The sequence below is a fragment of the Falsiroseomonas sp. HC035 genome (assembly GCF_050563525.1).
Taxonomy (GTDB): domain Bacteria; phylum Pseudomonadota; class Alphaproteobacteria; order Acetobacterales; family Acetobacteraceae; genus Falsiroseomonas.
Genome location: NZ_JBNXUN010000013.1, coordinates 41,382 through 54,042, shown reverse-complemented (window position 1 = coordinate 54,042; position 12,661 = coordinate 41,382). Strand labels below are relative to the sequence as shown.

The following is a 12,661-nucleotide window of genomic DNA, read 5'->3' as shown; positions in this document are numbered from 1 at the left end:
GTATCCTCAGCGGCAGGCGTAGGAGACGTCCATCGCGCTATCGATCTGCCGGACCACGTTCCAGTGTTCCTGGTAGGTGATCGGGATGAACTTCTCGGCCGGCGGCTCGCTCTTCGCGAATTCCGCCTGCAATGCCGTGCCGGTCCAGTCGAAGTTGAAGAAGGCGCCGCGGATTTTCTCGGCCAGCGCCGGGTTCAGGTTGTGGGCGTGGCCATAGCCGGTCGTCGGAAAGGACTGGCTGCGATAGATGTTGCGGATCTGGTCCGGGCGCACGACGTTGCGCGCCACCATGCGGGTCAGCACTGAATTGGCGATGGCCGCCGCGTCGTAATCCCGGTTGGCGACGCCGAGGATGGAGTTGTCATGCCGGCCCGAGAAGGCCGCGGTGAAGTCGCGCCCAGCGCGCATGTTGAACTGGCTGGCCAGCAGGGCGGAGGGCGCCTTGAAACCGGAGTTCGAGGTTTCCGCGGTGAAGGCGATGGTGCGGCCGCGCAGATCCTCGATCCGCTGCGCGGTCGAGGATGCGGGGACGATGATCTCCATCTCGTAGCCGAAGGCGCCGTTGTTGCTGGCCATCATCGCGAAGGGCACGAAGCCGGCGCAGTTCACGGCGAGCGGGTTGGAGCCGGTGTTGAAGCCGGCGATGTGCAGGCGGCCGGCGCGCATCGCCTCGATCTGTGCGGCGTTGGACTGCACGGCGAAGAACTGCACGCGCTTGCCGGTCTCCCGCGCCAGGTGGTCCATGAAGGGCTGCCAGACCTGGCGGTACACGGCCGGATCCTCGACCGGGGTGTAGGCAAAGATGAGCGTCGCGGGGTCCACAAGCTCCCGCGCATTGGTCGGCACATCGGCCACCAGGTCGCCGTTGCGGTCGCAGTACCGGGCATCGAGCGTGCCACGCGGGCAATCCTGCGCCTGCGCGCGGGCCGGCACCGGGGCTGCGACCAGGCCGAACAGGCCCAATGCCAGGGCGGAGGAGGTGAGAAGGCGGCGCAACATGGCGGTAACTCCCTGTGGAATCGGCTGCCTTCTACGAGGCGGTCCGCGTCGCATCCATTTCAGATTTTTGAAGATTGCCGGGGCTTCATCCCAACGGCAAGCGCCAATGTGACAAGTATGTTTCAATAGCGTCCGCGATCCGCCGGGGCCCCATGGAGCATTGCGGCAGCTTGATGCAACCTTTCGGCGCCAGATCGCTTTCCGGACCATCATCCGGAGACTGGTGGCATGCAGCAGGACAAGGCGAACACGGCTTCGCCCGCCGCGGGTGGCGTGCGGGGGGATGTCGCCTTCCTCCGCCGCGTCCTGATCGTCGCCGCCGTCATCCTGCTTCTGCTGCTGCTATGGCAGGTGCGGGAGGCGCTGCTGCTGACCTTTGCGGGCGTCCTGGTCGCCGTGCTACTGCTGGCGGTAGCGAAGCCGGTCGAGGCTCGAATCGGTCTGTCCCGCACCCTGTCGCTGCTGGCGGTAGGGCTGGCGCTCGCGGCGCTGCTGGGCCTGGCCGGGGTGCTCGTGGGCAGCGAGGTCACGACCCAGGTCGCGCAGCTGTGGGAGCAGTTGCCGCGTGCCATAGGCGCCTTCGAGCACCGCTTCGACGTCGACATTCCCCCGCTGGGGGAAGCTGCGCGGCAGGCGGGCGGCGAGGGCGGTGGTGAGGCGGGTGGCCGCGCCGATGGCGGCTTCTTCGATGCCTCCGTGCTGCGTACCCTGGCCGGTCATGCGGCCACCGCCGGTACCATGATCGTCAATGCGCTGTCGGCGCTGGTCATCGCGGCGGTCGGCGGCTTCTTCCTGGCGATGGACCCGGCGATGTACCGCAAGGGCGTGGTCATGCTGGTGCCGGTGGAGCAGCAGGGCCGGGTGGAGGATGCGCTGTTGGCCACCGGCAATGCGCTGCGGATGTGGCTCGGTGCGCAGATGGTTTCCATGTGCATCGTCGGCACGCTGGCCGGGCTCGGGACGTGGCTGATCGGCCTGCCTTCGCCCTTGGCGCTGGGTTTGTTTGCCGGCCTCGTCGGCTTCGTGCCGCTGCTGGGCGCGGTCGCCGGTGCCGTGCCGCCGCTGTTGCTGGCGCTGGCGGCGGGTGGTGATGCGCTGTTGTGGACGGCAGTGTTGTTCCTGGCGATCCAGCAGCTGGAATCCAACATGATCCTGCCGCTGGTCGAGAAGCACATGGTGAGCATGCCGCCGGCGCTGATGCTGTTCGCCGTTGTCGCCGTGGGCCTGCTGTTCGGGCTACCGGGTGTCATCCTCGCCGCGCCCATCACCGTGGTCGCCTATGTGCTGGTGAAGCAGCTTTATGTGCGAGAGACGCTTGGGCAGCAGACCGAGGTGCCGGGCGAGGACGACGCGCCGCAATAACGCGCCGCGCGTCGTGGGAATCCTTGTCGAGGCGGAAAGGGAGCGAACGGCAGGACGCCGGCGGTGTTGTCTTTCCAGGTGCAACTGCGTGAAGGAGGCTCCCTGTGAATCGGCGGTCATGGCCCGCAGTCAGCCTGCTGGCGCTGCTGGCGACAGCCGCATTGAACGGCGCGGCGGCGCAGGTCGCCGCCCCGGTGGATGGTCGTCCCGTGGTGGCGGAAACCAGCCAGGATCTGGTTCGCACCCTGATGCAGACACGCGGATACTCCGATATCGGCGAGATGCGGCGTGACGGCGATGTCTATATCGTCAGCGAGGCGCGGCGTTTTGGCGAAGTGGTGCGTGACCTGCGTGTCGAGGTGCTGAGCGGTCAGGTGCAGTCCGAGCAGCCGCTGAGCACGGAACAGGTCGGCCGGCTACTTGAAAGCCGCGGCTACACGCGTGTGAGCGAACTCGGGCGCGATGACCAGGCCATCACCACGCAGGCGCACCAGAATGATCGTGCCTGGCAGCTTCGACTTGATGCCCGGCGCGGCACGCTGCTGCACCAGCAGCCCGTGGACTGACGGGGGTTCTGTTCCCGTCGGCGAACCAACAACCGAGGAGAACGACATGCCTGATAAGGATCGAATCGAAGGCAGCGGCAAGCAGGCCAAGGGCAGCATCAAGGAAGGCGTCGGCAAGATGACCGGCGATCAGTCGATGCAGGCCGAAGGCAAGGCCGACAAGGCCGAGGGCAAGGTCCAGAACGCCGTTGGTGGCGCCAAGGACAAGGCGCGGGACATGCTCGACAAGGCCTGAACGGTGGCGTCGCGGCAGGGTCGGAAGGCCCTGCCGAAACACCATCCTCCCCCGCGGCGCACGATGATGGTCGAGATTCGTCAGACCCCAGGCTGAGCACTGCGCGCCAGCACGGATCCCGACGCCGCTTGGCGTGATCCGCAGGAGATGAACATGCAGGACAGGACGATCAAGAAGCCGGCCGCGCGAAACCGGCTGTTCCTTGGAGTGGCGACGCTGGCGCTTGGCCTGGCCATGGTGTCCGCCAACCCGGCCGCGGCTCAGCGGGCACAGCAGGGCGTGACGCCGTCGCAGCCGCAGGCGGCGCAGACGCCACTACAGCGCGCGGCGCAGGAACTTCGGGTCGCACATCAGCAGCTTGGCGATGCCTCCGGCGACGCCTCGCCGCAGGCGGTCCAGCGGGCGCGCCAGGCACTTGACCAGATGACGCGCGCGATGGCCGACCTGCCGCAGGACCAGCGCGGCCCGGTCGAACAGCGCGTGGCGCAGGCGCGTGAAACGCTGGGCGACGGCGACGCGGTGCCGGCACCACGCGCCCGCACCGCCATCGAGCAGCTCCTGTCCGCCATTGCCACCGGCCAACAGGGCGGCATGGCGCGGCAGGAGACGCAGACCGGTACCGCCGCCACGCCGCAGCCTGCTCAATCCGGCGGCAGTCCGGCGCAGCCCGTGGCAGCCCGCGGCGCCGCGTCCGGCCTCACGCTGGAACGTGCCTCGAACCTCGTCGGCACCAATGTCGTCGGCGTCAACGGCCGTGATGCCGGCGAGGTCGAGAACCTGCTGATCGATGGCAACGGGCAGGTGCGCGCGGCGGTGGTGGAGTGGGGCGGCTTCCTTGGGATTGGGGCCCGCCGTGCCGTGGTGCCGATCGAGCAGCTGGCCTTCGGGGGCCCCAACGATCGGGTGCGGATGGAGTTGACACGGGCGCAGTTGGAAGCCCTGCCGCGCTACGAGACGGATCGCATCCAGGAATATGCCCGCCTGGGGGGCTGGGCGGACGGCGTGCGCGCCTATCGCTGACGGTCGTGGGGCCGGTCCCGCAGGCGTCCTGCGGCGGCCGGGCCGCGACCGGATTGATGACCTCAACGGCGTGCCGCGGCCCGCGCTTCGGACGCCGCACACCAGACAGAAAGATCTCAGGATGAAAACGAAATTCCTGGCGCCGCTGCTTGCCGCAACCTTCTCGCTGGCGGTCGTTGCCTGCGACGATGCGCAGAACGAGGCTTCGACGGACACCAATACCGGACAATCCGGCGGTAGCGCCCCGAACACGGTGGGCGGGACCGGCACGACCAGCAATGCCGGGCGCACCACCGGGACCAGTGGCAACGCCCCCATTGGCGCGCCGGTGGCACCGCCCGCGCCGGCGTCCGGTACCGCCGGGACACCGGCAAGTCCGAGCACAACTGGCGCCAGCCCGCCAGGCTCCGGCGCGACTGGCGGTGGCGGCCCGACGCAGTAGTCGGGCCAAAGGGCTTCGGCCCAGGCGCCGGCGGAACCGGACGCGATGGCAGGTGTTGAAGCCGCTGTCCGCTCGGGAGGAGGCCCAGCGCCGATGCCTCTCGACGACGACAGCGCCAGCCCTGCCATCATTGATGCGCGCGAGGCCGCCAGCGACGCCGGCCTGCGCTACGTCTCGGATGACCAGCCGGGCATCAGCCGGCGCCGCGTCGGCAAGGGCTTTTCCTACCGCCTGCCGAAGGGCGGGGCGGTGCGTGATTCGGCCGCATTGAAGCGCATCCGCGCGCTGGCCATCCCACCAGCCTGGACCGAGGTGTGGATCTGTCCGCATGAGAACGGCCACATCCAGGCGACCGGCCGCGACCAGAAGGGCCGCAAGCAGTACCGGTATCACGCCCGTTGGCGGGAAGTGCGGGACGCCGCGAAATACGACCACATGCTGGAATTCGCCCAGGCTCTGCCGGCCCTGCGCGCCCGCGTCGATGCCGACATGCGCCGGCCGGGCCTGCCGCGCGAAAAGGTTCTGGCGACCGTCGTCCACTTGCTGGAAACCACGCTCATTCGCGTCGGCAACGACGACTACGCCAAGCAGAACGAGAGCTACGGGCTGACCACCCTGCAGGGCGAGCATGTGGACGTCGCCGGCAGCGAGATGCGCTTTGCCTTCAAGGGCAAAAGCGGGAAAAGCTGGAACCTGCGCGTCAAGGACCGCCGCGTCGCGCGCATCGTCAGCGCCTGCCAGGACCTGCCGGGGCAGGAGCTGTTCCAGTATCGGGACGCCGATGGCGAGATTCGCGATGTCACCTCGGCCGACGTGAACGCCTATCTGCGCGAGATCGCCGGCCGCGACGTCACGGCAAAGGATTTCCGCACCTGGGCCGGCACCGTGCTGGCGGCGCTGGCGCTGCGCGAATACCAGCGCGTGGACAGCCAGGCGGCGGCCAAGCGGAACGTGCGCCAGGCGATCGAGCGCGTCGCCTCCCGCCTCGGCAATACGCCGACGATCTGCCGCAAATGCTACGTCCACCCGGTGATCCTAGACAGCTACCTGGGCGGGACCCTGGCGCTGGAGGTGGAGGCCGAGGCGAAGGCGGAATTGCAGCAGGAGATCGGCCGGCTGCGGCCGGAGGAGGCCGCGGTGCTGGCACTGCTGGCGACCGGGCTGCAGGAAATGGCGGCGACGTCATAGGGTTCCGCTGCCGCCGCGGCAGTCCTATCCTGCGGCACGCAGAAGAGGATTGCGCCGCATGACCTTCACCATCCGCGTCGCCGGGTTCGCCCTGCCGCTGCTGCTCGCTGGTCCGGCTGCGGCGCATCACCCGATGGGCGGGGAGGTTCCGGCAACGCTCTGGCAGGGGCTCGCCTCCGGCCTCGCGCATCCCGTCATCGGGCTGGACCACCTGGCCTTCCTGCTGGCCGTCGGGCTGCTCGCGGGCCTGGCGGGGCAGGGCCTCGCGCGACCGCTGCTGTTCGTGGTGGCGTCGCTGGCCGGGGTGGCCACGGCCTGGATGGGGCTGGTGCTGCCGGGGGCGGAGTGGCTTGTGATGGCGACCGTGCTGGCCGCGGGCGGGCTGCTGGTCGCCGGGTGGCGCATCGCGCCGGCGGCGTGGCTCGGCCTCCTGGCGCTGGCCGGGCTCGCCCATGGGCAGGCCTATGCCGAGGCGGTGCTGGGCGCGGAGCCGACGCCGGTGCTGGCCTACCTTGCCGGGCTGGCGGTGGTGCAGGGCGGGCTGGTGGCGCTCGTGGCGCGGCTGGCACGCGGCCTGCCGGTTCTGGTGCCGCGGCTGGCGGGTGGCGCCGTGGTGGCGGTGGGCCTCCTCGCGCTGGTACCATGACGCCGGCCTACGGCGGGATCAGGCAGGCACGTAGGTCAACCTGATCACGCCGTCCCCGACCAGGTCGCTGGCCAGGAGGCGAAGCGGCGGCCGCGGGCCGGCGAAGAACGGCCTGCCATGCCCCAGCACGAAGGGGTGGAAATAGAGCTGGTACGCGTCGATCAGCCCGGGCTCCGTCAGGCTACCGGCCAGCACCGGGCCCGAGACCGAGATCTCCCCTACCAGCCGGGCCTTCAGCCCCCGTACCAGCCCCGCAACGTCATCCTGGACCAGGGTGGCGTTGCGGCCGACCGATGTCATCGAGCGCGACACGACCCATTTCGGCTGCCGCCGCCACGCCGCCGCGAAGGCCTGCTGTTCCATGGTTCATTCGGGATGGTCCTCGTCCCAGTAGCGCATGACCTCGTACATGCCGCGCCCGTAGATGCTTCCGGCCAGGCCGGCGACCTGCTCGGTCCAGTGCCGGAAGATTGCCGGGCCGGACGACAGGCGCTGATGGTCCACATATCCATCGAGCGACTGGTTCATCCTGAAGATCAGTTGCGCCATGCGTCAGCCGCCGCTCATCGCCGTCATCACCAGCATCTCCCCGCCCGGGCGCAGCGGCGTGGCCAGGGTCGCCGGCTGGCCATCGACGAAGACCTTCAGGTGGCGGCGGATGGACGGCGTCGAATCGCAGATGCGGTCGCCCATGCCCGGCCAGCGCTGGTCCAGCGCCAGGACCGCCTGTGCCACGGAGGCCACCTCCAGCGCCACCTCCCGCTGCGCGCCCGGAAACAGGCGCACCAGGGCGGAGGGCAGGAGGACCTGGACGGGCTGCATCAGCCGTCGAGGACCAGCGTCTCGACCGAGGAGATCACCGGCAGGTGCCGCGCAATGCAGCGCCAGGTCTCGCCCTCGTCAGCGCTGGCGAACAGCTCGCCGCCGCTGGTGCCGAAATAGACGCCGGCCTTGTCCAGCGTATCCACCGCCATCGCCTGGCGCAGCACACCGAAATAGGCGTCCTGCTGCGGCAGCCCCTCCCGCAGGTCCTGCCAGGTCCGGCCGCCATCGCGTGTCCGCCATACGGCGCATCGCGCATCCGGCACGTAGCGCCCGGCCTGGTCGCCGTTCAGCGGCAGCAGGAACAGCGTGTCCGGGTCGCGTGGATGCGTTGCGGCGGGGAAGCCGAAGCTGGAAGGCAGGCCTGCTTCGATGCTGGTCCAGCTTCGGCCGCCATCCTCGCTCCGGTACATGCCGCAGTGGTTCTGCTGGTACAGCAGGTCCGGCTGGCCCGGCGCCATCACCAGGCAATGCACGCATTGGCCGTGTTCCGGGTAACGCTGGTCCTCCGGCGCGTAGTCCTGGCGTGTGCCGCGGTTACGGGGTGCCCAGGTGACGCCGCCATCTTCCGTGTGGAACACGCCGCCGGTCGAGATCGCCACCCAGTATTGGTCCGGGTCCGCCGGATGCGGAAGCAGCCCGTGCAGGATCAACCCGCCACCGCCCGGCTGCCATTCGGGGCGGGAGGGATGGTCGCGCAGTCCGGCGACATGGGACCAGCCCTCGCCGCCATCCTCGCTGCGGAACAGCCCGGCCGGTTCCACCCCCGCATGCAGTACGCCATGCGCCGCGGCCAGCGACCACACCGTTTTGATCGGCGTGTCGCCGGCTGGATAGGCGAGGCCGACGCTGGAATGCGTCCAGCTTTCGCCGAGGTCCGGCGAGGTCCAGACCGCCGGCCCGAACCATTCATTGCCGCCCGCCGCATGGATGCGCCCCGAAGCCGGGTCGGCGATCACGTGGTTGATCGGCCAGGTGTCGCACAGCGGCCCGCGCAGCGACCAATCCTGCCGCGCCGCATTCGATTGAAGGATGAAGGCACCCTTGCGCGTGCCGATGAGCAACAGGACCCGCGTCCCCATCTCTCAGCCCACCCGCCGGTAACGCGCCGTCATCACATGATGCCAGTTGCCCTCGGCATCCTTCATCCGCGACCGCATGATGCGCTCGTCGGGCGAGGGCACCTCGATGATGTCCTGGTAGTGCGCGGTCCGGCCGGGCGTGCCCATGTCGGGTCCCTCGCTGTCCAGCGTCAGCACCGTCTGCCCGGCATCGAGTTCGCCGTCGTAGAGCCACATCATGGTCATCATGGAGCCGACGAAATTGCCGGTGAAGCGGCCCTTCGCCACGTCGTAGCCGAGGGTGATGACGGTGTGCCCGGTGCCGCCGCCGGGCATCTCGCCCTGCCCGGTGCCGATCACCCAGAACTCCCCGAGTGGACGCACGCTTTCGCGTCCGCGCATCGTCATCGCCGGCTGGTCCGGCCCCATCACGCATTGCATCTCACTGGTCCATTCGCCGACCAGGCGCTGCAGCCAGCGATGCTGGTCCGTGGCCTTCGCATCCATCATGGCGTCGTCTCCATCGTGGTGAAGTGGGCGTCCAGGCGCTGCATGGATTCCGTCCAGCCGCGGCGATGACGCGTGGCGGTGGCGGAATCGGCGAAGCGGTCATGCGTCAGGGTGATCTCGGTGGCGTCCTCCACCGCCCGGAAGCGCACGGTGACGCGGCTTTCGCGTTCCGGCATGCTGGCCCAGGCCCAGGTGAAGGCGATCTCGCGCTCGGGCTCGATGGTGATGTAGCGGCCGCCGACCTCGTGGCGGTCGCCATTGTCCTCGATCAGCCGGATGCGGAAGGCGCCGCCGATGCGCGCATCGACCTCGGCGTGCTCGACCTTGGTGTGGTGCGGGCCGAACCACTGCGCCAGCACCTCCGCCCGCGTCCAGGCGGCGAAGACACGGGCGGGCGGCGCCTTGATGCGGCGCACCAGGGTGAGGCTCGGGATCGTCGTCGTCACGGCGATTTCTCCACGGCGGCGGCCAGGCGATCCAGGCTCTCGGTCCAGAAGCGCTGGTAGCGGGCGAGCCAACCCATGGCGTCCTCCATCGGCGCGGCGGTCAGCCGGCAGGCCACGGTGCGGCCGGTTTTCTGGCGCGCGATAAGCCCGGCCCCTTCAAGCACATCCAGGTGCTTCATCACCGCGGGCAGGGACATCGCCAGCGGCTTCGCAAGTTCGCTGATCGAAAGCCCATCCTCCGCATCCAGACGCTGGATCAGGGCGCGGCGGGTGGGGTCCGACAGGGCGGCGAAGATGCGGTCCAGGTCAGGGGGCGCTTGAAAGTTAACCATGTGGTTTACGTTATCGACCACGCGCGCCCATGGCAAGCTTGCCAGCATCACGGAAGCGGGATCACCATGCAGGCATGGCGTTGGTGACCAATCCGATCCGGGACAGTCTGCTGCGCGGCGAGGCCGCCTTCGGCGTCATGGCCTTCGAGTTCTTCACGCCGGGCCTGGCGCCGACGCTGGCCGCCGCCGGCGCCGGGTTCGTGCTGCTGGACATGGAGCATTCGGGCCTCGGGATCGAAGGCGTGAAGGCACAATGCGCCTTCGCCCGCGCCGCCGGCCTCGTGCCGATGGTGCGCATCCCGGCCGCCTTGGCGCACTTCATCCCGCCGGTGCTGGATGCCGGTGCGCTCGGCATCATGATGCCGCTGGTGGAAACGGCCGAGCAGGCGCGGGCCCTGGTCGCGGCCTGCCGCTACCGGCCGGAGGGCACGCGCGGCCTGGTCTTCTCGGTCGCGCATGATGCCTATGCCGGCGGTGACCCGGCGGCGACGATGGCGGCGGCGAATGCGGCGGTGCTGACCATCGCGCTGGTCGAGAGCGCGGCGGGCATCGCCAATGCCGAGGCGATCGCCGCGGTGCCGGGGCTGGACCTGCTGTGGCTCGGCCATTTCGACCTGTCCGACAGCCTCGGCATCCCCGGCCGCTTCGACGACCCGCGCTACCGTGCCGCGGCGGCACGGCTCCGGGCTGCGGCGCAGGCGGCGGGCAAGCCGATCGGCTGGGTGGCGGCCGATGGCGCGCAGGCCGCGGCGGCGCTTCGCGCCGGCTTTCGCTGCCTGTGCATCGGACATGAGGTGATCGTGCTGCGGGAGGCGCTGGCCGCGGGCTTCGGCACGGCGCGGGCGGCGCTGGGCGACGCAGCAGCGGAGGATGCATCGGGCGCCGTCGGGCTGCCGTAGCGCCGGATCAGCGGATCACGAAGCCGACCGGCGCCGTCACCACCACCTGCGCATCCGGAAAATCCGCCGGCAGGCGGGGCAGGGGGGAGACCCGGCGCAGCAGCGCCAGCGCCTCATGGTCCAGCAGCGTGGACCCAGTGCCGCGCAGCAACTGTGCCGCCTGCACGGTGCCGTCGCGCCCGATGGTGAAGCGCAGCATGGCGGTTCCCTCGACGCCCTGGTCGCGCGCGCTGGGCGGGTAGCGCAGGTTGCGCTGCAGGATGCGGACCAGCGCGGCGGAATAGGCCGGAGGCAGCGGGCGCGGGCCGGTCGCGGCACCGGCGGGGCCGGCGGCGGCCGTGCCGGGCGCGGGACCCGGCGCGCCGGTATTCCACTTCGCGGGTCCGGAGGCTTGTGGCCCGGCCGTTGCTGGACCTTGCGTGGCTGCGGGCGGCGCTTGGCGCGGTGCCGGGCGCGGTGCCGGCGCCGCACGCGCGGCCGTCCTGGCGGCGGGAGGCGCGGGCGGCGGAGGCGCGGGGGGCGGCGGAACAGGCAGCGGTGCGCGCGCCTCGACCGTCCCGGGTTCGTGCGTGGCGAGGTCCTCGGGCGGCGGCGTCTCGGCCAACGCCGCCGGCGGCGGCGGAGCCAGATCCGGAGGGGTCGGGGCCAGTTCGGCAGGCGCAGGGGCCAGCACGGACGGCGGCGGCGCCTCTGCAAGGGTTTGCGGCGGGGCGGCGAGCAGGTCTGGCGGCAGCGGCACCGCCTCCGGTGTCTCGGGCAGCGGATCGGCCGCGGGTTCCGAGGGGGGCTCCGCAGCGGCCAGCGTCTCCGGCTGGGCCTGCGGCAGCGCCTGGGGTTCGGCCGCCTGCAACGGGTCCGGCGCCGCCGCGTCCGTCGCGCCGCCGCCACCGCCCATGCCGCTGGACAGGCCGACCTGCAGCCCGTCGCCGCCCGCCACGATCGGCGGCGCGGCCGGGCGAATCAGCACAGCGGCCAGGCCGAGATGCAGCGCCAGCGCCACGCCCCAGGCGGCCGGATGGGTTGCCACTTGCGACGGATGCATCGGGCTAGGGTGCCGCCTCGCCGATCAGGGACGCGCGGGCGAAGCCGGCGGCGGCCAGCGCGGCCAGGATGCGCATCACCTCGCCATAGGGCTGGGTGCGGTCCGCCCGCAGATACACCGGCCGGTCCGGCGCCGCTTCCGCCATCGGGCGCAGGCGGGTGGCGAGCGTCGCGGGGTCGGCCTCGGCCTCCTCGATGAAGACGCGGCCAGCCCGATCCAGCGTCACCACCAACGGCTGCGTCACCTGCGCCGCCGGTGCCTGCGCGGCGCGCGGCAGATCGACCGGTACGCCCACCATCATCATCGGTGCCGCCACCATGAAGACGATCAGCAGCACCAGCATGACGTCGACGAAGGGTGTCACGTTGATCTCGGACAGCATGGCGTCGTCCTCGCCATCCTCCTCCAGGGTGCCGAACGCCATTACTCGGCCGCCATCCGGGCGCGGCCCGACCCGGCGAGGCCGAGCCGACGGGCCAGGCGTTCCGCCGCGCCGTTGGCCGCGCCGCGCGCCTCGCCCAGCATGGCCGACAGCCGGTTGAAGGCGAGCGCGGCGGGAATGGCGGCGACCAGCCCGAGTGCCGTGGCGAACAATGCCTCCGCGATGCCCGGTGCCACCGCGGACAGGCTGGTGTTGCCGCTGGCGGCGATGGCGGTGAAGGCGTTCATGATGCCCCAGACCGTGCCGAACAGCCCGATGAAGGGCGCGGTGGAGGCGATGCTGGCCAGCATCGGCAGCCCGCGCCGGGCCATGGCGGTACGCTCCGTCACAGCCAGCCGGGCTGCGCCGGAGATGTGGTGGCGACGGTCCCCGGGCGATTCGCCGGTCACCTCGCGCGCCGCCTGCTCGGCCGCGACCAGCACCTCCGCCCAGGCGTTCTCGCTTGCCGGGGGCGAGCCATCTTCGGCAAATCGACGCAAGGCCTGTGCATCCCGCGCCAACCGGCGAAAACGCAGCGCGCGGTCCAGCGCCAGCGCCCATACGGCGACGGAGGCCACCACCAGCATCAGCATGACGGCCCGGACCACCCAATCGGCGGCGAGGAACAGGCCGAGCGGCGAAAGGTCGTGTGCGGTCTCCATCGCGTGTC

The 12,661-nt window shown here is 70.6% G+C and carries 19 protein-coding genes; 8 read left to right on the top strand and 11 right to left on the bottom strand.

What is annotated here, in order from left to right:
* Positions 1-6: 6 nt before the first annotated feature.
* On the bottom strand, positions 7-999 hold the full coding sequence (phnD, locus tag ACLF3G_RS22255) for a phosphate/phosphite/phosphonate ABC transporter substrate-binding protein (RefSeq protein ID WP_430671608.1): 993 nt from the start codon (positions 997-999) through the stop codon (positions 7-9).
* Between the two features lie 228 nt (positions 1,000-1,227).
* Here phnD and ACLF3G_RS22250 point away from each other — a divergent pair, with 228 nt between their 5' ends.
* The 7 genes from ACLF3G_RS22250 (at position 1,228) to ACLF3G_RS22220 (ending at position 6,458) form a co-directional block, all read left to right on the top strand.
* The gene (locus tag ACLF3G_RS22250) at positions 1,228-2,361 is read left to right on the top strand and encodes an AI-2E family transporter (protein WP_430671607.1); all 1,134 of its coding nucleotides are present in this window, start codon (positions 1,228-1,230) and stop codon (positions 2,359-2,361) included.
* Positions 2,362-2,465: 104 nt separating this feature from the next.
* Positions 2,466-2,927, top strand: a complete 462-nt coding sequence (locus tag ACLF3G_RS22245) for a hypothetical protein (RefSeq protein ID WP_430671606.1) — start codon at positions 2,466-2,468, stop codon at positions 2,925-2,927.
* 46 nt (positions 2,928-2,973) lie between these two features.
* Positions 2,974-3,162 carry a CsbD family protein gene (locus ACLF3G_RS22240; protein WP_430671605.1) on the top strand — a complete coding sequence of 63 codons (189 nt, stop codon included), beginning with the start codon at positions 2,974-2,976 and terminating at the stop codon, positions 3,160-3,162.
* Positions 3,163-3,315: 153 nt separating this feature from the next.
* On the top strand, positions 3,316-4,182 hold the full coding sequence (locus tag ACLF3G_RS22235) for a PRC-barrel domain-containing protein (protein ID WP_430671604.1): 867 nt from the start codon (positions 3,316-3,318) through the stop codon (positions 4,180-4,182).
* A 121-nt stretch (positions 4,183-4,303) separates the two neighbouring features.
* Positions 4,304-4,624: a hypothetical protein gene (locus tag ACLF3G_RS22230; RefSeq protein WP_430671603.1), complete on the top strand. Its 321-nt coding sequence runs from the start codon at positions 4,304-4,306 to the stop codon at positions 4,622-4,624.
* Positions 4,625-4,717: 93 nt separating this feature from the next.
* Positions 4,718-5,812 carry a DNA topoisomerase IB gene (locus tag ACLF3G_RS22225; protein ID WP_430671602.1) on the top strand — a complete coding sequence of 365 codons (1,095 nt, stop codon included), beginning with the start codon at positions 4,718-4,720 and terminating at the stop codon, positions 5,810-5,812.
* 58 nt (positions 5,813-5,870) lie between these two features.
* The gene (locus tag ACLF3G_RS22220) at positions 5,871-6,458 is read left to right on the top strand and encodes a HupE/UreJ family protein (protein WP_430671601.1); all 588 of its coding nucleotides are present in this window, start codon (positions 5,871-5,873) and stop codon (positions 6,456-6,458) included.
* Between the two features lie 18 nt (positions 6,459-6,476).
* Here ACLF3G_RS22220 and ACLF3G_RS22215 read toward each other — a convergent pair whose 3' ends face one another.
* Genes ACLF3G_RS22215 through ACLF3G_RS22185 form a run of 7 tightly spaced genes read right to left on the bottom strand, consistent with a single transcriptional unit; the run spans position 6,477 to position 9,629 of the window.
* Positions 6,477-6,821, bottom strand: a complete 345-nt coding sequence (locus ACLF3G_RS22215) for a dihydrofolate reductase family protein (protein ID WP_430671600.1) — start codon at positions 6,819-6,821, stop codon at positions 6,477-6,479.
* A gap of 3 nt (positions 6,822-6,824) precedes the next feature.
* Positions 6,825-7,007: a hypothetical protein gene (locus ACLF3G_RS22210; protein WP_430671599.1), complete on the bottom strand. Its 183-nt coding sequence runs from the start codon at positions 7,005-7,007 to the stop codon at positions 6,825-6,827.
* Between the two features lie 3 nt (positions 7,008-7,010).
* Entirely contained in the window at positions 7,011-7,280 is a 270-nt protein-coding gene (locus ACLF3G_RS22205) for a MoaD/ThiS family protein (protein WP_430671598.1), read from the bottom strand.
* The gene (locus ACLF3G_RS22200; protein ID WP_430671597.1) at positions 7,280-8,362 is read right to left on the bottom strand and encodes a WD40/YVTN/BNR-like repeat-containing protein; all 1,083 of its coding nucleotides are present in this window, start codon (positions 8,360-8,362) and stop codon (positions 7,280-7,282) included. The genes ACLF3G_RS22205 and ACLF3G_RS22200 overlap by 1 nt, the downstream gene beginning before the upstream one ends.
* A 3-nt stretch (positions 8,363-8,365) precedes the next feature.
* Positions 8,366-8,851 (bottom strand): DUF1579 domain-containing protein, encoded by a 486-nt coding sequence (locus tag ACLF3G_RS22195; protein WP_430671596.1) that lies wholly within the window; start codon positions 8,849-8,851, stop codon positions 8,366-8,368.
* Positions 8,848-9,297: an SRPBCC family protein gene (locus ACLF3G_RS22190; RefSeq protein ID WP_430671595.1), complete on the bottom strand. Its 450-nt coding sequence runs from the start codon at positions 9,295-9,297 to the stop codon at positions 8,848-8,850. The genes ACLF3G_RS22195 and ACLF3G_RS22190 overlap by 4 nt, the downstream gene beginning before the upstream one ends.
* The gene (locus ACLF3G_RS22185) at positions 9,294-9,629 is read right to left on the bottom strand and encodes an ArsR/SmtB family transcription factor (protein ID WP_430671594.1); all 336 of its coding nucleotides are present in this window, start codon (positions 9,627-9,629) and stop codon (positions 9,294-9,296) included. Before ACLF3G_RS22185 ends, ACLF3G_RS22190 begins: the two co-directional genes overlap by 4 nt.
* Positions 9,630-9,703: 74 nt before the next feature.
* Between ACLF3G_RS22185 and ACLF3G_RS22180 the strand changes: the two genes are divergently transcribed.
* Positions 9,704-10,528 carry an HpcH/HpaI aldolase family protein gene (locus tag ACLF3G_RS22180; protein WP_430671593.1) on the top strand — a complete coding sequence of 275 codons (825 nt, stop codon included), beginning with the start codon at positions 9,704-9,706 and terminating at the stop codon, positions 10,526-10,528.
* 7 nt (positions 10,529-10,535) lie between these two features.
* On the opposite strand, the gene ACLF3G_RS22175 is transcribed toward ACLF3G_RS22180, so the two are convergent.
* The 3 genes from ACLF3G_RS22175 to ACLF3G_RS22165 are packed head-to-tail and all read right to left on the bottom strand — an operon-like array spanning position 10,536 to position 12,653.
* Positions 10,536-11,555 carry a TonB family protein gene (locus ACLF3G_RS22175; RefSeq protein WP_430671592.1) on the bottom strand — a complete coding sequence of 340 codons (1,020 nt, stop codon included), beginning with the start codon at positions 11,553-11,555 and terminating at the stop codon, positions 10,536-10,538.
* 19 nt (positions 11,556-11,574) lie between these two features.
* Entirely contained in the window at positions 11,575-11,994 is a 420-nt protein-coding gene (locus ACLF3G_RS22170) for a biopolymer transporter ExbD (protein WP_430671591.1), read from the bottom strand.
* A complete protein-coding gene (locus tag ACLF3G_RS22165) occupies positions 11,994-12,653 on the bottom strand; it encodes a MotA/TolQ/ExbB proton channel family protein (protein WP_430671590.1) in 660 nt (219 codons plus the stop codon). Before ACLF3G_RS22165 ends, ACLF3G_RS22170 begins: the two co-directional genes overlap by 1 nt.
* Positions 12,654-12,661: the final 8 nt, after the last annotated feature.

Coding starts and splice junctions, on each gene's coding strand:
- ACLF3G_RS22215 (WP_430671600.1), bottom strand. CDS start 6,821: ATGGAACAGCAGGCCTTCGCGGCGGCGTGGCGGCGGCAGCCGAAATGG.
- ACLF3G_RS22235 (WP_430671604.1), top strand. CDS start 3,316: ATGCAGGACAGGACGATCAAGAAGCCGGCCGCGCGAAACCGGCTGTTC.
- ACLF3G_RS22180 (WP_430671593.1), top strand. CDS start 9,704: ATGGCGTTGGTGACCAATCCGATCCGGGACAGTCTGCTGCGCGGCGAG.
- ACLF3G_RS22185 (WP_430671594.1), bottom strand. CDS start 9,629: ATGGTTAACTTTCAAGCGCCCCCTGACCTGGACCGCATCTTCGCCGCC.
- ACLF3G_RS22230 (WP_430671603.1), top strand. CDS start 4,304: ATGAAAACGAAATTCCTGGCGCCGCTGCTTGCCGCAACCTTCTCGCTG.
- phnD (WP_430671608.1), bottom strand. CDS start 999: ATGTTGCGCCGCCTTCTCACCTCCTCCGCCCTGGCATTGGGCCTGTTC.
- ACLF3G_RS22205 (WP_430671598.1), bottom strand. CDS start 7,280: ATGCAGCCCGTCCAGGTCCTCCTGCCCTCCGCCCTGGTGCGCCTGTTT.
- ACLF3G_RS22195 (WP_430671596.1), bottom strand. CDS start 8,851: ATGATGGATGCGAAGGCCACGGACCAGCATCGCTGGCTGCAGCGCCTG.
- ACLF3G_RS22240 (WP_430671605.1), top strand. CDS start 2,974: ATGCCTGATAAGGATCGAATCGAAGGCAGCGGCAAGCAGGCCAAGGGC.
- ACLF3G_RS22170 (WP_430671591.1), bottom strand. CDS start 11,994: ATGGCGTTCGGCACCCTGGAGGAGGATGGCGAGGACGACGCCATGCTG.
- ACLF3G_RS22220 (WP_430671601.1), top strand. CDS start 5,871: ATGACCTTCACCATCCGCGTCGCCGGGTTCGCCCTGCCGCTGCTGCTC.
- ACLF3G_RS22200 (WP_430671597.1), bottom strand. CDS start 8,362: ATGGGGACGCGGGTCCTGTTGCTCATCGGCACGCGCAAGGGTGCCTTC.
- ACLF3G_RS22250 (WP_430671607.1), top strand. CDS start 1,228: ATGCAGCAGGACAAGGCGAACACGGCTTCGCCCGCCGCGGGTGGCGTG.
- ACLF3G_RS22210 (WP_430671599.1), bottom strand. CDS start 7,007: ATGGCGCAACTGATCTTCAGGATGAACCAGTCGCTCGATGGATATGTG.
- ACLF3G_RS22225 (WP_430671602.1), top strand. CDS start 4,718: ATGCCTCTCGACGACGACAGCGCCAGCCCTGCCATCATTGATGCGCGC.
- ACLF3G_RS22165 (WP_430671590.1), bottom strand. CDS start 12,653: ATGGAGACCGCACACGACCTTTCGCCGCTCGGCCTGTTCCTCGCCGCC.